Origin of the sequence: Mycobacterium timonense (assembly GCF_025821985.1) — a bacterium.
GTDB lineage: Bacteria > Actinomycetota > Actinomycetes > Mycobacteriales > Mycobacteriaceae > Mycobacterium > Mycobacterium avium.
This window is the reverse complement of record NZ_JACKSY010000008.1, coordinates 1-20,165: the sequence shown is the minus strand read 5'-3', so window position 1 is coordinate 20,165 and position 20,165 is coordinate 1. Positions and strand designations below refer to the sequence as shown.

17 protein-coding genes are annotated in these 20,165 nt (G+C 68.8%); 13 read left to right on the top strand and 4 right to left on the bottom strand.

Features of this window, described 5'->3' with window-relative positions; genetic code table 11:
- Positions 1 to 1,245, top strand: coding sequence for an acyl-CoA dehydrogenase family protein (locus H7I87_RS01225; protein WP_033727171.1), 1,245 nt, complete (start codon positions 1 to 3; stop codon positions 1,243 to 1,245).
- 178 nt (positions 1,246 to 1,423) lie between these two features.
- Here H7I87_RS01225 and mntR read toward each other — a convergent pair whose 3' ends face one another.
- On the bottom strand, positions 1,424 to 2,128 hold the full coding sequence (mntR, locus tag H7I87_RS01220; protein ID WP_003875160.1) for a manganese-binding transcriptional regulator MntR: 705 nt from the start codon (positions 2,126 to 2,128) through the stop codon (positions 1,424 to 1,426).
- 112 nt (positions 2,129 to 2,240) lie between these two features.
- Between mntR and H7I87_RS01215 the strand changes: the two genes are divergently transcribed.
- From H7I87_RS01215 to H7I87_RS01195, 5 genes are all read left to right on the top strand, one after another.
- A complete protein-coding gene (locus H7I87_RS01215) occupies positions 2,241 to 3,215 on the top strand; it encodes a bifunctional riboflavin kinase/FAD synthetase (protein ID WP_003875161.1) in 975 nt (324 codons plus the stop codon).
- 128 nt (positions 3,216 to 3,343) lie between these two features.
- On the top strand, positions 3,344 to 3,613 hold the full coding sequence (rpsO, locus tag H7I87_RS01210; protein WP_003878661.1) for a 30S ribosomal protein S15: 270 nt from the start codon (positions 3,344 to 3,346) through the stop codon (positions 3,611 to 3,613).
- 409 nt (positions 3,614 to 4,022) lie between these two features.
- Entirely contained in the window at positions 4,023 to 6,296 is a 2,274-nt protein-coding gene (locus H7I87_RS01205; RefSeq protein WP_023861122.1) for a polyribonucleotide nucleotidyltransferase, read from the top strand.
- Entirely contained in the window at positions 6,283 to 7,656 is a 1,374-nt protein-coding gene (locus tag H7I87_RS01200) for a M16 family metallopeptidase (protein WP_033727170.1), read from the top strand. The genes H7I87_RS01205 and H7I87_RS01200 overlap by 14 nt, the downstream gene beginning before the upstream one ends.
- A 59-nt stretch (positions 7,657 to 7,715) precedes the next feature.
- On the top strand, positions 7,716 to 8,741 hold the full coding sequence (locus H7I87_RS01195) for a nitronate monooxygenase (RefSeq protein ID WP_023861123.1): 1,026 nt from the start codon (positions 7,716 to 7,718) through the stop codon (positions 8,739 to 8,741).
- On the opposite strand, the gene ald is transcribed toward H7I87_RS01195, so the two are convergent.
- Positions 8,738 to 9,859 carry an alanine dehydrogenase gene (ald, locus tag H7I87_RS01190; protein ID WP_024637889.1) on the bottom strand — a complete coding sequence of 374 codons (1,122 nt, stop codon included), beginning with the start codon at positions 9,857 to 9,859 and terminating at the stop codon, positions 8,738 to 8,740. The genes H7I87_RS01195 and ald overlap by 4 nt on opposite strands.
- Before the next feature lie 111 nt (positions 9,860 to 9,970).
- On the opposite strand from ald, the gene H7I87_RS01185 reads away from it, so the two are divergent.
- The 4 genes from H7I87_RS01185 (at position 9,971) to H7I87_RS01170 (ending at position 14,409) form a co-directional block, all read left to right on the top strand.
- Positions 9,971 to 10,432 carry an SRPBCC family protein gene (locus H7I87_RS01185; RefSeq protein ID WP_011725609.1) on the top strand — a complete coding sequence of 154 codons (462 nt, stop codon included), beginning with the start codon at positions 9,971 to 9,973 and terminating at the stop codon, positions 10,430 to 10,432.
- 180 nt (positions 10,433 to 10,612) lie between these two features.
- Complete coding sequence (locus H7I87_RS01180) at positions 10,613 to 11,524, top strand: metal-dependent hydrolase (RefSeq protein ID WP_224111662.1); 912 nt, start codon at positions 10,613 to 10,615, stop codon at positions 11,522 to 11,524.
- Positions 11,525 to 11,527: 3 nt separating this feature from the next.
- A complete protein-coding gene (locus H7I87_RS01175; protein ID WP_033727169.1) occupies positions 11,528 to 13,312 on the top strand; it encodes an SDR family oxidoreductase in 1,785 nt (594 codons plus the stop codon).
- Positions 13,309 to 14,409 (top strand): PDR/VanB family oxidoreductase, encoded by a 1,101-nt coding sequence (locus H7I87_RS01170; RefSeq protein WP_011725606.1) that lies wholly within the window; start codon positions 13,309 to 13,311, stop codon positions 14,407 to 14,409. Before H7I87_RS01175 ends, H7I87_RS01170 begins: the two co-directional genes overlap by 4 nt.
- 8 nt (positions 14,410 to 14,417) lie before the next feature.
- Here H7I87_RS01170 and H7I87_RS01165 read toward each other — a convergent pair whose 3' ends face one another.
- A complete protein-coding gene (locus tag H7I87_RS01165; protein ID WP_003875173.1) occupies positions 14,418 to 15,068 on the bottom strand; it encodes a TetR/AcrR family transcriptional regulator in 651 nt (216 codons plus the stop codon).
- Positions 15,069 to 15,189: 121 nt separating this feature from the next.
- Here H7I87_RS01165 and H7I87_RS01160 point away from each other — a divergent pair, with 121 nt between their 5' ends.
- Both H7I87_RS01160 and H7I87_RS01155 read left to right on the top strand, forming a co-directional pair.
- Positions 15,190 to 16,185: an aromatic ring-hydroxylating dioxygenase subunit alpha gene (locus H7I87_RS01160; protein ID WP_011725603.1), complete on the top strand. Its 996-nt coding sequence runs from the start codon at positions 15,190 to 15,192 to the stop codon at positions 16,183 to 16,185.
- Positions 16,186 to 16,189: 4 nt separating this feature from the next.
- Positions 16,190 to 17,272, top strand: coding sequence for an NAD(P)H-dependent amine dehydrogenase family protein (locus H7I87_RS01155; RefSeq protein ID WP_011725602.1), 1,083 nt, complete (start codon positions 16,190 to 16,192; stop codon positions 17,270 to 17,272).
- Between the two features lie 5 nt (positions 17,273 to 17,277).
- Here the strand turns inward: H7I87_RS01155 and H7I87_RS01150 are convergent, their stop codons facing one another.
- Positions 17,278 to 18,633, bottom strand: a complete 1,356-nt coding sequence (locus H7I87_RS01150; protein WP_033727168.1) for an HNH endonuclease signature motif containing protein — start codon at positions 18,631 to 18,633, stop codon at positions 17,278 to 17,280.
- Positions 18,634 to 18,918: 285 nt separating this feature from the next.
- Between H7I87_RS01150 and H7I87_RS01145 the strand changes: the two genes are divergently transcribed.
- Positions 18,919 to 20,151 carry an integrase catalytic domain-containing protein gene (locus H7I87_RS01145; protein ID WP_033726865.1) on the top strand — a complete coding sequence of 411 codons (1,233 nt, stop codon included), beginning with the start codon at positions 18,919 to 18,921 and terminating at the stop codon, positions 20,149 to 20,151.
- Positions 20,152 to 20,165 lie beyond the last annotated feature (14 nt).

Sequence of the window (20,165 nt, the reverse complement as noted above, 5' to 3'; positions counted from 1 at the left end):
ATGATCGAATGGTCCGACACCGACCTGATGGTCCGCGACGCCGTCCGGCAATTCGTGGACAAGGAGATCCGGCCGCACCTGGACGAATTGGAAAGCGGCGCGATGTCGCCCTATCCGATCGCGCGCAAGCTGTTCAGCCAGTTCGGCCTCGACACCATGGCCGCCGAGGCGGTCAAGAAGATGCTGGACCGCGAGCGTAGCGGAGTCGACGAAAATGGCGACAGCTCAGGCGGTTTCGGCGGCGGCGCGCAAGGCTCGATGATCGCGGTGCTGGTCTCCGAGATCGCTCGGGTCAGCATCGGATTGCTGTCCACCGCGTCGGTCAGCCTGGGCCTGGGCGCGGCCACCATCGCCAGCCGCGGGACGCTGGCCCAAAAAGAGCGCTGGCTGCCCGAGCTGATGACGCTGGAAAAGATTGCGGCGTGGGCGATCACGGAGCCGGACTCGGGCTCGGATGCGTTCGGCGGCATGAAGACCTCAGTCCGGCGCTCCGGCGACGGAGATGGGGCCTACATCCTCAACGGGCAGAAGACCTTCATCACCAACGGGCCCTACGCCGACGTGCTGGTGGTCTACGCCAAACTCGACGAAGGCGACCCGTCGGTGGACAAGCGCAACCGCCCGGTGCTGGTCTTCGTGCTCGATGCGGGCATGCCGGGCCTGACCCAGGGCAAGCCGTTCAAAAAGATGGGCATGATGTCCTCGCCGACGGGCGAGCTGTTCTTCGACAACGTGCGGCTGACCCCGGATCGTCTGCTCGGCGAGAGCGAGCAGCACACCGAAGGCGACGGCCGCGACAGCGCCCGGGCCAATTTCGCCGCCGAGCGGATCGGGATCGCGATGATGGCGCTGGGCATCATCGACGAATGCCACCGACTGTGCGTCGATTACGCCAAGAGCAGGACGTTGTGGGGCAAGAACATTGGGCAGTTCCAGCTGATCCAGCTCAAGCTGGCCAAGATGGAGATCGCCCGAATGAACGTGCAGAACATGGTCTTTCACACCATCGAACGCCAGCAAGCGGGTAAACCGCTGACGCTGGCCGAGGCCTCGGCAATCAAGCTGTACTCGTCGGAGGCGGCCACCGAGGTGGCGATGGAGGCCGTGCAGCTGTTCGGCGGCAACGGCTACATGGCCGAGTACCGGGTGGAGCAGCTGGCCCGCGACGCCAAATCGCTGATGATCTACGCCGGCAGCAACGAGGTCCAGGTCACCCACATCGCGAAGGGTCTGCTGTCGAGCTGAGTCCGTCAGGCCGACCTGGTCGCCGAACGTGCACTGAGCGCGAAAAAAGGGCGGCGGAATCGCAACCAGTGCACGCTCGGCGGGGGAGAGGCGCGGCGCGAGGCGCGGGGCGCGGGGAGAGGCGGGGCGCGGGGCGCGAGCGCGCGAGGCGCGAAAGCGCGAGGGCTCAACAGGCGAGTTATGCCGTTACCCAGATCGCCCGGGCGGCGGGGCTGCCCAGGTCCACCGTCGTCTCGGCGCCGTCCCCGGACTCGATCGCCACCGAGATCATGCCGGCGAACTCGCGGCGGGTCAGCACCCGCAGCCGCGAGTCGAGGTTGATGCCGACGTCGGTGAAATAGCGCAGCATCTCCGAGTCGGCGTCGGAGATGCGGGCCACCGTCCCGGTGTCGCCGTCGCCGCACGCCCACAGCTGACGGGCCGGCGGCGTGGGCACCTGGCCGTCGGTGGCCGGTATCGGGTCACCGTGCGGGTCGCGCTGCGGGAAGCCGAGTTTGGCGTCGATGCGCGCCACCAGGCGGTCCGACACCGCGTGCTCGAGCACCTCCGCCTCGTCGTGCACCTCGTCCCAGGCGTAGCCCAGCTCGTTGACCAGGAAGGTCTCCAGCAGCCGGTGCCGGCGCACCATCTCAAGCGCCGCGCGCCGGCCCGCCTCGGTCAGGGTCACCGCGCCGTACTTCTCGTGGTCGACCAGCCCCTGTTCGGCGAGTTTGCGGATCGACTCGGAGGCGGTGCTGGCCGACACCCCGATCTTCTCGGCCAGCATCTTGGTGCTGACCTTCTGCGGCGCACCCTCGGGCGACCACTCCTGGGCATTCCAGATGGCCTTGAGGTAGTCCTGGCCGACCGCGGTGAGACCGCCACGCTCTTCGTCAGCCCTCACAGGAGAAAGTTTAGGCAACCCAACCTCGATCCGGCGTGTTCCCCGCCACCTCGCCCGGCGTTGCGCGCCGCGGACCTCCCGGCGGGCGGCCGCGCGCCGTAGGCTTGCGGGCGTGCAGCGGTGGCGCGGCCAAGACGAGATACCCACGGACTGGGGCAGGTGTGTGCTGACCATCGGCGTGTTCGACGGTGTGCACCGCGGCCACGCCGAGCTGATCGCGCACGCGGTCAAGGCGGGGCGGGCCCGCAACGTGCCGACGGTGTTGATGACGTTCGACCCGCACCCGATGGAAGTGGTCTACCCGGGCAGCCATCCCGCCCAGTTGACGACGCTGACCCGGCGCGCCGAGCTGGTCGAGGAGCTGGGCATCGACGTTTTCCTGGTGATGCCGTTCACCACCGACTTCATGAAACTCACCCCGGACCGCTACGTGCACGAGCTGCTGGTGGAGAACCTGCACGTGGTCGAGGTGGTGGTGGGGGAGAACTTCACCTTCGGCAAGAAGGCGACCGGCAATGTGGAGACGCTGCGGCGGGCAGGCGAGCGATTCGGGTTCGCCGTGGAGGCGATGTCGCTGCTTTCCGAGCACCACAGCAACCAGACCGTGACGTTCTCCTCGACCTACATCCGGTCCTGTGTGGACGCCGGCGACGTGGTGGCGGCCATGGAGGCGCTGGGTCGTCCGCACCGGGTGGAGGGCGTCGTCGTCCGCGGCGAGGGGCGGGGGATCCAACTGGGCTTCCCGACCGCCAACGTGGCCCCGCCGATGTATTCGGCGATCCCCGCCGACGGGGTCTACGCCGCCTGGTTCACCGTGCTGGGCCACGGGCCGGTGACCGGCACCGTCATCCCGGGTGAGCGCTACCAGGCGGCGGTATCGGTGGGCACCAACCCGACCTTCTCCGGGCGCACCCGCACCGTCGAGGCGTTCGTCCTGGACACCCAGGCCGACCTGTACGGGCAGCACGTCGCGCTGGATTTCGTCGCCCGCATCCGCGGCCAGCACAAGTTCGACTCGGTCGACGACCTCGTCGTCGCGATGGGCCAGGACACCGAGCGGGCGCGTCAGCTGCTGTCCGCCGGCTAACAGACCAGCGTTTATGCTCGCCGGTCCCGGCGCTGCTAGACTGCCCGACGACATCGGCGCGTGCTGCGGTTCGCGGTGGCCGCGCCCGAACTCGTGATTATCGCGGACCGATCGATGGAGACAATTTCGTGGCGCTGACAGCCGAGCAGAAGAAAGAAATCCTGGGCACCTACGGCCTGCATGACACCGACACGGGCTCCCCAGAGGCGCAGGTCGCGCTGCTGACCAAGCGGATCGCTGACCTGACCGAGCACCTGAAGGTGCACAAGCACGACCACCACTCGCGGCGCGGACTGCTGCTGCTGGTCGGGCGGCGCCGGCGGCTGCTCAAGTACGTCGCCCAGATCGACGTCGAGCGGTACCGCTCGCTGGTCGAGCGGCTGGGCCTGCGCCGCTGACCCGGTAGCGGCCGCGCACGAACAACCGATTCCGCCGGCGATGCTGGCGGGTGCGCCCCGCCCGTGTAGAGTGAGGACGTTCTGGGCCGATTCGGCCCGAGCAACCGGTGCGGTCACGCAGATCCGCGTGTGCCGTTCCAGCGTGTCACTACGCACCTTTCGAGGGGGCACCTTCGAGGGAGCAGCCCGGTCTGCATCGGGCGGTCTTCGGTAGTGGCTGCCGGGCTCTCCGGATCTGGAGCAGGTCGGCCGCTTCGATCGATGGCCGTAGCCGCATACAGACTGGCTCCTCGAAAAGCTCCGCGGGTGGCTCGCAGGCCCATTCGGGTCGGTGAGTGATCCTGCAAACCCTCTCCAGTTGCGCGTGATGACGCGAAACAGCCGAATAAGAGAGGCCGTACGGACGTCTATGTCTGTCGCTGAAATTGAAGAAGGCGTGTTCGAGGCGACCGCCACCATCGACAACGGGAGCTTCGGCACCCGCACCATCCGCTTCGAGACCGGCCGGTTGGCCCAGCAGGCTGCCGGCGCCGTCGTCGCCTACCTCGACGACGAGAACATGCTGTTGTCGGCGACCACCGCCAGCAAGAGCCCCAAGGAGCACTTCGACTTCTTCCCGCTCACCGTCGACGTCGAGGAGCGGATGTATGCCGCGGGCCGCATCCCCGGCTCGTTCTTCCGCCGCGAGGGTCGCCCCTCCACCGACGCCATCCTGACCTGCCGGCTCATCGACCGCCCGCTGCGGCCGTCGTTCGTCGACGGCCTGCGCAACGAAATCCAGGTCGTCGTCACGATTTTGAGCCTGGACCCCAACGACCTGTACGACGTGCTGGCGATCAACGCCGCGTCGGCCTCCACCCAGCTGGGCGGTCTGCCGTTCTCCGGCCCCATCGGCGGGGTGCGGGTGGCGCTGATCGACGGCACCTGGGTGGCGTTCCCGACGGTCGAGCAGCTCGAGCGCGCGGTGTTCGACATGGTGGTGGCCGGCCGCAAGGTCGACGGCGCCGACGGGCCCGACGTCGCCATCATGATGGTCGAGGCCGAGGCCACCTCCAACGTCATCGAACTCATCGACGGCGGCGCCCAGGCGCCCACGGAAACCGTTGTGGCCCAAGGCCTTGAGGCCGCCAAACCGTTCATCGAGGTGCTGTGCACCGCGCAGCAGGAGCTCGCCGACAAGGCCGCCAGGCCCACCAGCGACTACCCGACCTTCCCCGACTACGGCGACGACGTCTACTACTCGGTGGCGTCGGTGGCCACCGACGAGCTGTCCAAGGCGCTGACCATCGGCGGCAAGGCCGAACGCGACGCGCGCACCGACGAGCTCAAGGCCGAGGTGCTGGCCCGACTGGCCGAAACCTATGAGGGCCGCGAGAAAGAGGTCAGCGCCGCGTTCCGCTCGCTGACCAAAAAGCTGGTGCGCCAGCGCATCCTGACCGACCACTTCCGCATCGACGGCCGCGGCATCACCGACATCCGCGCGCTGTCCGCCGAGGTCGCCGTGGTTCCGCGGGCACACGGCAGCGCGCTGTTCCAGCGCGGTGAAACCCAGATCCTGGGGGTGACCACGCTGGACATGGTCAAGATGGCCCAGCAGATCGACTCGCTGGGGCCCGAGACCACGAAACGCTATATGCACCACTACAATTTCCCGCCGTTCTCCACCGGCGAGACCGGCCGGGTGGGCTCACCCAAGCGCCGCGAGATCGGGCACGGCGCGCTGGCCGAGCGTGCCCTGGTGCCGGTGCTGCCGAGCCTCGAGGACTTCCCGTACGCCATCCGGCAGGTGTCCGAGGCGCTGGGCTCCAACGGCTCGACGTCGATGGGCTCGGTCTGCGCGTCCACGCTGGCGCTGCTCAACGCCGGGGTGCCGCTCAAGGCGCCGGTGGCCGGCATCGCGATGGGCCTGGTGTCCGACGACATAGAAGTTGAGGCGGGAGACGGCACAAAATCGCTTGAGCGCCGCTTCGTCACCCTGACCGACATCCTGGGCGCCGAGGACGCGTTCGGCGACATGGACTTCAAGGTGGCCGGCACCAAGGACTTCGTCACCGCGCTGCAGCTGGACACCAAGCTCGACGGCATCCCGTCGCAGGTGCTGGCCGGGGCGCTGAGCCAGGCCAAGGATGCCCGCTTGACCATCCTCGAGGTGATGGCCGAGGCCATCGACGAGCCCGACGAGATGAGCCCGTACGCGCCGCGGGTGACCACCATCCGGGTCCCGGTGGACAAGATCGGCGAGGTGATCGGCCCCAAGGGCAAGATCATCAATGCCATCACCGAGGAGACCGGCGCCCAGATCTCCATCGAGGACGACGGCACCGTGTTCGTCGGGGCCACCGACGGCCCGTCGGCGCAGGCCGCGATCGACCGGATCAACGCCATCGCCAACCCACAGCTGCCCACCGTCGGCGAGCGGTTCCTCGGAACCGTGGTCAAGACAACGGATTTCGGCGCGTTCGTGTCGCTGCTGCCCGGGCGTGACGGCCTGGTGCACATCTCCAAACTCGGCAAGGGCAAGCGCATCGCCAAGGTCGAGGACGTGGTGAACGTCGGCGACAAGCTGCGCGTGGAGATCGCCGACATCGACAAGCGCGGCAAGATCTCGCTGGTCCTGGTGGAGGAAGACAACTCGGCACCCGCCGACGCCCCGGCGGCCGCCCCTGCCGATGCCACCAGCTGACAGCAGAAGGCGAGCAGCTGACTCATCGACCGGCGCCCTGCGCGCCGGCAAGGTCGTCGAGGCGCAACCGCACCCGCACGCCGCCCTGCGGCGCAGCACGCTGCCCGGCGGCCTGCGGGTGGTCACCGAGTACCTGCCCGCGGTGCGGTCCGCCTCGGTCGGGGTGTGGGTCGGCGTCGGCTCCCGCGACGAGGGTGCCACCGTGGCCGGCGCCGCGCACTTCCTCGAGCACCTGCTGTTCAAGTCCACGCCCACCCGCACCGCGGTGGACATCGCGCAGGCGATGGACGCCGTCGGGGGAGAACTGAACGCGTTCACCGCCAAGGAACACACCTGCTACTACGCGCACGTGCTGGACGCCGACCTGGAACTGGCCGTCGACCTGGTCGCGGACGTGGTGCTCAACGGCCGCTGCGCCGCCGAGGACGTCGAACTCGAGCGCGACGTGGTGCTGGAAGAGATCGCGATGCGCGACGACGACCCCGAGGACGCGCTGGGGGACATGTTCCTGGGCGCGCTGTTCGGCGACCACCCGGTGGGCCGGCCGGTCATCGGCACCGCGCGGTCGGTCGCGTCGATGACGCGGACGCAGCTGCACTCGTTTCACGTCCGCCGCTACACACCGGAACGGATGGTGGTGGCGGTGGCCGGCAACGTCGACCACGACGAGGTGGTGGCGATGGTGCGCGAGCACTTCGGGCCGCACCTGGTCCGCGGGCGGCAACCGATCGCGCCGCGCAAGGGCGCCGGACGGGTGAACGGCCGGCCCGGGCTGCTGCTGGGCACCCGGGACGCCGAGCAGACGCACGTGTCGCTGGGGGTGCGCACGCCCGGGCGCGGCTGGCAGCATCGCTGGGCGCTGTCGGTGCTGCACACCGCGCTGGGCGGGGGCCTGAGTTCGCGGCTGTTCCAAGAGATCCGGGAGCTGCGCGGGCTGGCCTACTCGGTCTACTCGACGGTGGACATCTTCGCCGACAGCGGCGCGCTGTCGGTGTACGCCGCCTGCCAACCGGAACGCTTCGCCGAGGTGATGGCGGTGACCGGCGGCGTGCTCGAGTCGGTGGCCCGCGACGGCATCACCGAGTCGGAATGCCGGATCGCCAAGGGCTCGCTGCGCGGCGGCCTGGTGCTGGGTCTGGAGGACTCCGGCTCGCGGATGAGCCGGCTGGGCCGCAACGAACTCAACTACGGCCGGCACCGCAGCATCGAGCACACCCTGGCGCAAATCGACCGGGTGAGCGTCGACGAGGTCAACGCGATCGCCCGCCGGCTGCTCACGCAGCGCTACGGTGCCGCGGTCCTGGGCCCGTATGGCACCAAACGGTCACTGCCCCAACAACTTCGGGCGATGGTACGGTAAGCCAATGTCCGCCTCCTTACTCGCGCCGTGCCGGCGCTCGCCGTCGCCGGAGTAACCCAATGGTGCTGGGCTTCTGGGACATCACGGTGCCCATCGTCGGCGCGCCGATGGCCGGCGGGCCCGGCACCCCCGCGTTGGCCGCGGCGGTGTCCAACGCCGGCGGGCTCGGCTTCGTCCCCGGCGGCTACGTCAGCGCCGAACAATTCGCCGACGACATCGCCGCGGCGCGCAAGGCCACCACCGGCCCGCTCGGGGTGAACCTGTTCGTGCCCCAGCCCAGCGTCGCCGACTGGGTGGCCCTGGACTACTACGCGGCGGAACTGGAAGAGATCGCCGAGCACTACCAGGTGGAGGTCGGCCACCCGCGCTACGGCGACGACGACGGGTGGGAGCAGAAGCTCGAGGTGGTCGCCGACGTCCGGCCCGAGCTGGTGTCGTTCACCTTCGGCGTCCCGCCGCCCGACGTGATCCGGCGGCTGGGCGCGCTGGGCCTGCTGGTGATGGTCACGGTGACGTCGGCCTACGAGGCGGGCGTGGCCGTCGCCGCCGGCGCGGACAGCCTGGTGGTCCAGGGTCCCGCGGCCGGCGGGCATCGCGGCACCTTCGCTCCGGACATGGAGCCGGCCAACGAGTCGCTGCACCAGCTCATCGACCGCATCCGGCACACCCACGACATCCCGATCATCGCCGCCGGCGGGCTCGGCACCGCCGACGAGGTCGGCGCGGCGCTGCGCCGGGGCGCGGTGGCCGCCCAGGTCGGCACCGCGCTGCTGCTCGCCGACGAGGCCGGCACCAATGCGGCGCACCGCACCGCCCTGAAGAACCCGCTGTTCGCCACCACCGTTGTCACCCGGGCGTTTTCGGGCCGCTACGCACGCGGGCTGGAGAACGACTTCACCCGCATGCTCGACCACGTGGCGCCGCTCGGCTATCCCGAGGTGAACCAGATGACCACACCCATCGTCGAGGCGGCCGCCGCCATCGAGGACCCCAACGGGATACCGCTGTGGGCGGGGGCGGCGTTCAAGCACGCCAGCGCCGGCCCCGCGGCCGACATCATCGCCGGCCTGGCCGCCACCGGTTAGTCCTGCTGCAGCACGCCGGCCGGGTCGGTGCACGGCAGACCGAGGTCGGCGGCCACCTGCTGCGACAGCAGCGTACCGTCATGTGTCGAAAGCCCTTTGGCCAGAGCATGATCCGAGCGGCACGCCGCACGCCAGCCGCGGTCGGCCAGGGCCAGCACGTAGGGCATGGTGGCGTTGGTCAGCGCCACCGTCGACGTCTTGGGCACCGCGCTGGGCATGTTCGCCACGCAGTAGAACACCGTGTCGTGCACGGCGAAGGTCGGGTCGTCGTGCGTGGTCGGCCGGGAGTCCTCGAAGCAACCGCCCTGGTCGATGGAGATGTCCACCAGCACCGCGCCCGACTTCATCTGCGCGACAAGCGAATTCGAGATCAAGTTGGGGGCCTTGGCGCCGGGCAGCAGCACCGCGCCGATGACCAGGTCGGCGCGCTTGACGGTGCCCTCCAGGTCGTAGGCCGACGAATACCGGGTGCGGACCTGGCCGCCGAACTCGGCGTCGAGCAGCCGAAGCTTGTTGATGTTGACGTCGAGAACCGTGACCATGGCTCCCATCCCGCCGGCGACCCGGGCCGCGTTGTAGCCGGCCGTGCCCGCCCCGACCACCACGACATCGGCGGGCTTGACCCCCGGCACCCCGCCCATCAGGACGCCGCGACCGCCGTGGGTGCGCATCAGGTGGTAGGCGCCCACCTGAGCGGACAGCCGGCCGGCCACCTCGCTCATCGGGGCCAGCAACGGCAGGGTGCCGTCCGCGGTTTGCACCGTCTCGTAGGCGATCGACGTCGTGCCCGAGCTCAACAGCGCCTCGGTGCAGGCACGCGAGGCGGCCAGATGCAGAAAGGTGAACAGAATCTGGTTGCGCCGCAACAGGTCATACTCGGCCGGCACCGGTTCCTTCACCTTGAGCAGCAGCTCCGCGTCGGCCCAGACCTGTTCGGCGGTGTCGGCCAGTTGGGCGCCGGCCGCCTTGAACTCGGAGTCGGGGATCGACGACCCCTCGCCGGCGCCGCTTTGCACCAGCACCTCGTGGCCGCGGCGGGTCAACTCGGCGACGCCGGCGGGGGTGAGGGCCACGCGAAATTCGTTGGTCTTGGTCTCGGTCGGTACGCCGACTCGCATGATCGCCCCTTGTCCGCGGATTCCCTTTCAAGTGTGGAGAAACTTCGGAGGGCCCGCAATCAGACCGAAAACGGATACCCGCTGGACAGAGCGGGTGGATATGATCCGACGATGAGTGACCCCAGTGTTTCTGCGTCCGTGCACATCGACGCCCGGCCCGAGGTGGTGTACCGGCTCATCACCGACCTGCCCACCCTGGCGTCGCTGGCCGAGGAGGCGGTGGCGATGCAATGGCGCAAAGGCGACGCGGCGCGCCCGGGCGCGGTGTTCACCGGACACAACCGAAACGGCGGCCGGCGCTGGAGCACCAAGTGCACCGTCACCGACGCCGAACCAGGTCGCCGCTTCGCATTCGACGTGCGCCACACCGTCTTTCCGGTGGCGCGCTGGCAGTACGACATCGTCGGCACCGACGGCGGCTGCGACGTCACCGAAAGCACCTGGGACCGCAGGCCTGGGTGGTTTGCCAAGGTCGCCGGCAGGGCCACCGGAGTCACCGATCGGGCGGGCGCCAACGCCGAGCACATCCGGCTCACCCTGCAGCGGCTCAAGCAGCGCGCCGAGGCCGAGTAGTCGCCGGCGCCCTCATCGACACCAAAGAACCCGGTACCGGCGGTTTCGCATACCGGGTTCGCCGACCTATACTTGCGACGCTGCTTGTGCCGGGCGACGCCCGCGGCGCGACGGGGTCACCGGCCGCCGACGACGGCGCAACGCTGAGGTAATGCCAAGGTAATGCCGAGGTAGGGGGCCATCTTGGTGACCATCGACAACCAGGCGGCGGGTCCGCACGACGCGTCGGTGGACCACGAGCGGCTGGTTCTCGAGGCCCGCGACGTGGACTTCGACTGGGCGCAGCTGCCGTTCCACTACGTGCCCAGCGAGCCGTTCGCCACCCATGTGCTCAACGTGCTGCACCTGCTGCTGCCCGCCGGCGAGCAGTTCTTCGTCGAGGTGTTCAAGCAGGCGTTGCCGCTGATCCGGGACGATCAGCTGCGGCTGGACGTCCAGGGATTCATCGGGCAGGAGGGCGTGCACTCTCGGGCGCACGCCAATGTGCTGGCCCACTTCGCCGCCCGGGGCATCGACCTGCGCCCCTACACCGGTCAGATCGAGTGGCTGTTCGGCACGCTGCTGGGGCCCCGCCCCAATTGGAGCCCGCGCCGCCGGCAGAGCTGGCTGCTCGAGCAGATCTCCCTGGTGTCGGCCATCGAGCACTACACCGCCATCCTCGGCGAGTGGATTCTCGACTCGCCGGCCCACGACCGGATCGGCACCGATCCGGTGATGCTGGACATGCTGCGCTGGCACGGCGCCGAAGAGGTCGAACACAAGGCGGTGGCCTTCGACACCATGAAGCACCTGCGGGCCGGCTACTGGCGGCAGGTGCGCACCCAGCTGGTGGTGACGCCGGCCATGTTGCTGTTGTGGATCCGCGGCGTGCGGTTCATGTATTCGCGGGATCCCTATCTGCCGCCGCACACCAAACCGCGCTGGCGGGACTACTTCCGGGCCGCGTGGCGCGGACTGGTGCCCGGGCCGCTGCGGTTCGTTCGGGCGGTCGCCAACTACTATCGGCCGGGCTTTCACCCCTCGCAGCTCGGCGGGCTACAGCGGGCCGTGGACTACCTGGCCGTCTCGCCCGCCGCCCGGGCCTCGCACTGACCGATGACCGTCACGTCGACCATCACCGCCGACGACGGTGTCACCCTGGCGGTGCACCGCTACACCGACATCGACCCGGCGCGCCCAACCATCCTGGCAATCCACGGATTTCCCGACAACCATCACGTCTGGGACGGGGTGGCCGACGAGCTGACCGGCGCGCCGTACAACTTCGTTGCCTACGACGTGCGCGGCGCCGGTGAATCATCATGTCCGGCAACACGTTCCGGGTACGGGTTCGCCCAGCTGGCCCGCGACATGGGTGCGGTGATCGACAGCCTGGGCGTCGGGCGGGTGCACCTGCTGGCCCACGACTGGGGTTCGATCCAGGCCTGGGCCGCCGTCACCGACCAAGCGATCATGGGCGAGTCGGTCATGGACAAGGTGGCGTCGTTCACCTCGATTTCGGGTCCGCATCTGAACTACGCGGGGGCGTTCCTGCGTTCGGCGCGCACCCCGCGGGCGGTGGCCCGGGTGGTCCGGCAGCTGATCGCCTCGGGCTACATCGGGTTCTTCCTGTGCCCGGGCGCGGCGGAACTGTCGTTTCGCGCCGGGATCGGCGTGAAAGTCATTGCTGCCCTTGAGCGTATCGGGCACACCAGCACCCGGAGCCAACGCCGGGACACCCAGCGGTCGCTGCGGGACTACCTCAACGGGCTGCAGCTGTACCGGCAGAACATGCCCGCGCCGATGCTGGCGCCCGGACCGCGGCTGCCCGAGACGACGGTCCCGGTGCAGACCCTGGTTCCGCGCCGGGACGTCTTCGTCACGCCCGCGCTGCAACGGTTCACCGGCGCGATTCCCCAGCGCGCCAGGGTGATCGAGATCGAGGGTGGCCACTGGGTGGTGACCTCGCGCCCGGACGTCATCGCCCGGCTCACCACCGAATGGGTCGATTTGCAGTCCGCCGGCGCGGTCGCACCCCAGCTGACCGGCGAGCGCCGTGAGCTGCCCGGCGAGCGCCGTGAGGTCCGCGGCCGGCTCGCGCTGGTCACCGGGGCCGGCGCCGGGATCGGCAGGGCCACGGCGGTGGAACTGGCCCGTCAGGGCGCCCGCAAGGTCGTGATCGTCGACCGCGATCGGGCCGCCGCCGACCAGACCGCCGACGCGGTGCGCGCCGCGGGCGCCGGGGCCGCGGTCTACCAGGTCGACGTCAGCGACGAGGCCGCGATGAACGACCTTGCGGCCCAAGTGCGTAACGAGCACGGGGTGGTCGACATCCTGGTGAACAACGCCGGCATCGGCATGGCGGGGCGTTTCCTGGAGACCAGCCCGGCGAATTGGGACGCCATCATGGGCGTCAACGTCCGCGGCGTCATCTGGGGCAGCAGGGCGTTCGGGGTACAGATGGTCGAGCGCGGCCAGGGCGGAACGATCATCAACGTGGCCTCGGCGGCGGCCTACCTGCCGTCGAAGTCGATGGTGGCCTACGGCACCACCAAGGCGGCGGTGCTGGCGCTCAGCGAATCACTGCGGGCCGACTTCGCCGACGAGGGCATCACCGTCACCGCGGTGTGCCCCGGATTCGTCAACACCAACATCGCCAAGAGCACCATCTACGCCGGCATGAGCGCCCAGCAGCAGGAGCGGGCGCGGGACAGGGCCGACGCCGCCTACCGGCGCCGCAACTTCACGCCCGAGGCCACCGCCAAGGCGATCGTCAAGGCGATCAAGACCGGCCCGGCGGTGGTGCCGATCGCCGCCGAGTCGCGGATCGGCTACGCGCTGCGCCGGATCAGCCCCGGCGCGATCCGGCTGTTGGCGCGCTGGGACATTCGACAGACATGAGCATCCGCCGGGCCGCGTCGCGCGCGCCGAGCATCTGGGCCAGCAGACCGGCCGACCTGTACGGCCGGCGCGACCACGATCGCTTCACCGCGGTGCTGTGGGGCGTGCGGGCGGTGTTCGAGGGCTTCGCCTCGGTGTCGCGGTGGCACCCGGCGCGGGTGAAACCCGTGCAGCGCAAGCTGACCGCGGTGGTGACCAAACGCGAGTTCGCCGCCCCCGACGTCGTCGCGTTGACCCTGGCCGACCCCGACGGCGGGTTGCTGCCGTCCTGGACACCGGGCGCGCACATCGACGTGCTGTTGCCCTCGGGCCGGCGCCGGCAGTACTCGCTGTGCGGCCCGCCCGGGCACCGCGGCGAGTACCGCATCGCGGTGCGCCGCATCGCCGACGGCGGCGGTGGATCGATCGAGATGCACGAGGCGTTCGGCGTGGGCGACACCGTGGAGTTCGAGGGCCCGCGCAACGCGTTCTACCTGGGCACCGCCGAACACGATGTGTTGTTCGTCATCGGCGGCATCGGGGTGACGCCCATCCTGCCGATGATCCGGGTGGCCGCGGGGCGCGGAATCGATTGGCGCGCAATCTATACCGGACGCAGCCGCGAGTACATGCCGCTACTCGACGAGGTGGTTTCGGTGGACCCGCAGCGGGTGACGGTGTGGGCCGACGACGAGCACGGCCGGTTTCCCACCGCGGCGGAGCTGCTGGCGGCGGCCGGCCCGGCGACGGCCGTCTACGTGTGCGGGCCGAGTGCCATGCTCGAGGCCGTCTGGATCGCCCGCAACGAACATGCCGGCGCGCCACTGCATTACGAGCGGTTCAGCCCGGCGCCGGTCGTCGACGGTGTCCCGTTCGAGCTGGAGCTGGCGCGATCACGGCAAGTGCTCGCCGTGCCGGCGAACCGGACGGCGCTGGACGTCATGCTCGACCGCGACGCGACGACACCGTATTCGTGCCGGCAAGGATTCTGCGGCACCTGCCGGGTGAAAGTGCTTGCCGGGCAGGTGGATCACCGTGGCCGCACCGATCCGGGCCAGGACGGCATGCTGGTCTGCGTCTCGCGCGCCGACGGCGGGCGGCTGGTCATCGACGCCTGAGCGCGTCGTCACGGTCGGGACTGCTCCAGGTAGGCGGCCAGGGCGTTGGTCAGGCCCCGGCGCGCCATGTCGAGGTCGGCGTAGGAGCCCAGCTGGCGTTCCGACACCAGGCCGCGCATCGCGCCGGGGATCAGGGCGGCCACCTCACGGACGCGGTCGGGGTCGACGGCCAGCCCGGCGAAGGCCTGCTGGCAGGTTTCGAGCCAGCTCTTGCCCCAGGAGAACAGCTCGGCGGCGGTGCGCGGGTACAGCCGCTCCAGCTCGTCGGGGTCGCGCGGCAGCGCCGCCCGCAGGTTTTCGATCGCGCGGGAATCCGGTGCCGCCAGGCCGCGGTAGAGCGTCTCGATGATGGCGCCGACCCGTTCGCGCAGCGGCGCCTCCGGCGAGACCGGCGAGGACAGCGACGAGAACGTCGCGGCGCGCCGCTCGGCGGTGCGGTGCAGCACGGCCGCCCAGAAGCCGTCGGTGTCGCCGAACTGGTACTGCACCGCGCCCCAGGTGGCGCCGATGTCCTTGGCGATGCGATTGGCCGACACCGAACCCGGTTCGCCGGAGGCCAGCGAGCGCAGCGCGGCCTCCAGCATGCTTTCGCGAGTCGCGTGGCCCCGCCGGTTGGGGCGCCGGCCGGCGACCCCGGCCCCGCTGGTCTGCCGGGTCATTCGTCGATCTTATCCGCCGGCACTTATCCACCCGCAGAGTTTCATAGAGGGTACTTTGATTTGGCGGCGGGGCGGCCTAATATTCGTACCCGAGGGAGGGCAGCTCAGATGGGAGGGCACGATGGCTAAGCCGCCGTTGTCGATGAAGCCGACCGGCTGGTTCCAGGTCGCCTGGTCCGACGAGATCGGCGTCGGCGACGTGCACAAGATGAAGTACTTCGACCAGGAGATGGTCGCCTGGCGCGCCGAATCCGGTCAGCTCACGGTGATGAACGCCTACTGCGAACACCTGGGCGCGCACCTGGGCTACGGCGGCAAGGTCGTCGGCGAGGTGCTGCAGTGCCCGTTCCACGGGTGGCAGTGGAGCGCCGAGGGCCGCAACGTGTGCATCCCGTACCAGGATCGGCCCAACCGCGGCCGGCGGATGCGCACCTATCCGGTGGTGGAACGCAACGCCTCCGTGTACATCTGGCATGACCTGCAGCGTCGCGAGCCCTACTTCGACCCGCCCGACGTGTTCGCCGCTTTCGGCGACGGCAGCAGCGCCGACGACTACTACCCGCAGCAGCGGCTGTACCGGCAGGCGCTGGAGATGCATCCGCAGTACGTACTGGAGAACGGGGTGGACTTCGCGCACTTCAAATTCGTGCACAACACCCCGATCGTGCCGGTGTTCACCCGGCACGACTTCGCCGAGCCGGTGTCCTACGTCGACTTCACCATCACGTTCGAGGGCGACGACGGCCAAAAGATCGAGGACGTCAACAGCGGTGTGCAGGCCATCAACGGCGGGCTGGGGATCGCGGTGACCAAGAGCTGGGGCATGATCGACAACCGCACCATCTCGGCGATCACCCCGGTCGACGAGCGCACCTCCGACGTCCGGTTCATGGTCTACATCGGGCGGACGCCGGCCAAGGATGCGGCCCGCGCACAGCGCAAGGCGGCCGAATTCGGGGGCGAGGTGATCCGGCAGTTCACCCAGGACATCGAAATCTGGCAGCACCAGCGGTATTCGGATCCGCCGGCGCTGGCCGCCGACGAGTATCAGGGTTTCATGGCAATTCGCCAGTGGGCCAAGCAGTTCTATCCCGAGTTCGCAGCGCAGGAGGCTTAGGCAAATGGGCACAGCACCGATTCGCGTCTTCCAGGTCGGAAGCGGCAACGTCGGCTCCGAGATGATCAGGCGGATCGCAACCCAGCCCGATCTGGAACTGATTGGCGTGCACTGTTATTCGCCCGAGAAGATCGGCAAGGACACCGGACAGTTCGCCGGCCTGGCGCCCAACGGGGTGAAGTTCACCGGGACCGTCGAGGAGATCATCGCCGCCAAGCCGGACGTGCTGACCTTCCACGGCGTGTTTCCCGACGAGGACCTCTACGTCAAGGTCCTCGAGGCGGGCATCGACATCGTCACCACCGCGGACTGGATCACCGGCTGGCACCGCGACAAAAACCACCCGCACCCGTCGGGCAAGCCGGTGACCCAGCTGCTGGCCGAGGCCGCCGCGAAGGGCGGCGCGACGTTCTACGGCACCGGCATGAACCCGGGGCTGAACCAGATCCTGGGTGTGGTGTGCTCGGCCGACGTCGCCGAGATCGAGAACGTCACCACCATCGAATCGGTCGACGTGTCCTGCCACCACTCCAAGGACACCTGGATCGAGGTGGGATACGGCCAACCGGTGGACGATCCGGAGATCCCGGCCAAGCTGGAGAAGTACACCCGCGTCTTCGCCGACAGCGTGTACATGATGGCCGACTGCTTCGACCTGACCCTCGACGAGGTCACGTTCAGCTATGAGTTGGGTGCGTGCACCAAGGACGTCGACCTGGGCTGGTACACGCTGCCCAAGGGGTCGTTGGGCGGCAACTACATCAAGTACCAGGGCATGGTCGACGGCGTGCCGCGGGTGGAGACGCACCTGGAATGGCAGATGACCCCGCACACCGACCCGAGCTGGAATGTCAAGGGCTGCTACATCACCCAGATCAAGGGTGACCCGTGCGTCTACAACAAGCACATGATCTTCCCCAAGCCCGGCGTGGACCTGTCCAACCCGGACAACTTCGCGTCCATCGGCATGACCGTGACCGGCATGCCCGCGCTCGCCGCGATCAGGTCGGTGGTGGCCGCGCCGCCCGGGCTGCTCACCAGCGCCGATCTGCCGCTGCGCGGTTTCGCCGGGCGGTTCAAGAAGTAGGGACCTCACGGGTCCTCGCCATCGAAAGCGCGCTCCGGATGGTGAAATTCGTTGGTGCGCGCGCCGCGGTCCCACTGCGGTGGCGGGATCCACGCCGTGCGTCCGTCTGCGAGTTTCTTTGTCCGCCAACCATTTTCGATCAGTTTGTGATGCGGCCCGCAGGCGAAGGTGAGGTTGTCGACATCGGTCAAGCCGCCCGTCGCCCACTCGTTGAGATGATGCACCTCGCACCAATAGCCGGGTGCGTCGCAGCCGGGGTGGGTGCAGCCCCGGTCTTTCGCGTAGAGCACCACGCGCTGGTCCGGCGACGCGACGCGGCGGCTCCGGCCGAGATACAGCGGCCGACTCGAGTGCTCGTCGAACACCGCCAGGTAGTGATACGCGTGACGCGCCATGCGGATCACGTCGCGCATCCGCAGCAGCGTCCCGCCGCCCGTCACCGCCCGGCCGGCGCCCGTCGTCAGCTCTCGCAGCGTGGTCGACACGATGACCGTGACCGGTAAGCCGTTGTGCAGACCGAGCTTCGGATCACCCAACCGGCCGCGCACCAGGGCGTTGAGTGCGTCGTGCTGTCGCTGGGCGGGAGTGCGCGAGTCCTTGGTGGCGGACTCCTCGTCGGGTTCGCCGGCGACGCAGGGGGCCTCGTCGTCCGGGTTGCACATGCCGGGGGCCGCGAACCGGGCCAGCCACGCGTCCAGATTGGCGCGCAATTCCGGTGAGGCCCAAAGCTTTCCGAGGCTCATCCCGTCTGCCCGCTGGCCGCACCAGGTGAAGCCGCGCTGGCGGGCACGGTCGGCGTCGGAGAACTTCCCGTCGGGGTTGATGCGCAACGCGCACTGGTGCGCGACCTTTTCCAGCTGGTCGGGCCGCAACAGCGTGGCCTGGTGGGCAAGAAACCGCTCCGCTTCTTCCACCGCGCGGACCGGCGTCGTCTCGGGAAGGTCGCGAACGAACTTCTCGATCACCCGCAGGTGCTGCCCGTCGAGCATGCCCTCGCGCCACACCCCGGCGGTGGCCGGCAATTCCGGTGGCAATTCCTGGCCGGTCAGCGTCAGGCGCGGCGACAGCTGCTTGGCTTCCCGAAGCCGCCGGCACGCCTCGGCGTAACTGATCCGCAGCCGGTCGGCGATGACCTTATGCACCGGGCCGCCCACGTTGGCGGGGCCCTCGCCGGCCAAACCGGCGATCACGTCGTGACTGACCGCGATCTGCCGCCGCCGCGAGGCCTCCATCCGTTCGAGCGCGCGAAGCCGGACGACGGGATGCAGGGCGTCGAAGTCCAGCGCGCGGATCGCCGCGTCGGCGGTGTCCAGCGCGTCCAGGGCCGCGCGCACCTCGGCCGGAACTTCGATCGAATGCATGTTCGAATCCTATGGCGGATCGGGGCGCGGGGAAATGCGCGTTGACTCATCCGAAATGCGCGCGAAAGGCCCCGAAATGCGTCTTCGTTGCCTCACTCGAGATGCGCGCGTACGGCGCGCCTACCTGATCGGTCAGCCATGACCTCAGTAGGCCCGATTGANCGCGTTGACTCATCCGAAATGCGCGCGAAAGGCCCCGAAATGCGTCTTCGTTGCCTCACTCGAGATGCGCGCGTACGGCGCGCCTACCTGATCGGTCAGCCATGACCTCAGTAGGCCCGATTGATGGGGTTGACATTGGCCGAGCGCAGGGCAGTGACCGAGACGATCGCGATCCGCTACTCGCAGGCGGACAAACGGACCAAGGGCGTGATTCTCGATGAATTGTGTGCCACCACGGGCTGGCATCGCGGCCACGCCCGCAAGGCGCTCACGAAGGCGCTGCAGCCCAAACTGGTAGCGGCGCGACATCAGCGGCCACCAACGTATGGGCCGGATGTCATCGCAGCTCTGACGGTGTGCTGGCGGGTGTTGGGAATGCCGGCTGGCAAGCGGCTGGCGCCGATGTTGAACGAATTGGTGGCGGTGCTGCGCCATTTCGGCGAGCTGGTCATCGACGAGCCCACAGCGGCGCTGCTGGTGTCCATGTCGGCGGCCACCATCGATCGTCGGCTGGCTCCCGAACGGCGTAAACGCCAGACCAAAGGGCGTGCCGCTACCAAGCCGGGATCGCTGCTCAAGAGTCAGATTCCGGTGCGCACCTGGGCCGACTGGGACGAAGCCCGACCCGGGTTCGTCGAGATCGACCTCGTCTCCCACGACGGCGGCAACGCCGCTGGCCAGTTCGCGTTCACGCTGACGGTCACCGACATCGCCACCGGCTGGACCGAGAACCGCTCAGTGCCCAGCAAAGCCGCCAAATGCGTCCTGGCGGCACTGAACGACATTGCCTACAAGATGCCGTTCCCGATCCTGGGGGTGGACTCCGACAACGGATCGGAATTCATCAACGTCTACTTGCTGCAATGGTGCCAACGCCACCAGATCACCTTCACCCGCGCGCGGCCGGCGAACAAGAACGACGGCTGTCACGTCGAGCAGAAGAACTGGACGGTGGTCCGCGCCGTGGTCGGCTACCACCGCTATGACACCGCCGCAGAACTGTTGTTACTCAACGAGATCTGGCAGCTGCAGTCCAAGCTGACCAACTACTTCTACCCGCAGCAGAAACTGATATCCAAGGTCCGTGACGGCGCCAAGGTGTCCAAGAAATACGACACCGCGGCCACCCCGTTTCACCGCGCGATCAATCACCCAACGATGACCGAGGGCCGCATCCTGGGCCTGGCCAGAGCCCAGAGCCGGATCAACCCCGCGGCCACGCAGCGCCGGATCCACGCTTTGACCAACCAACTCCTCACCCTGACCTCCGGCAAAGCCGGACCCACAACCAACGCCCGTGCCGCTACGCGCGCACCCTCAAATGAGGCAACCATGAGCCCCACGCGCGCATCTTGACGTGAGGCAACACG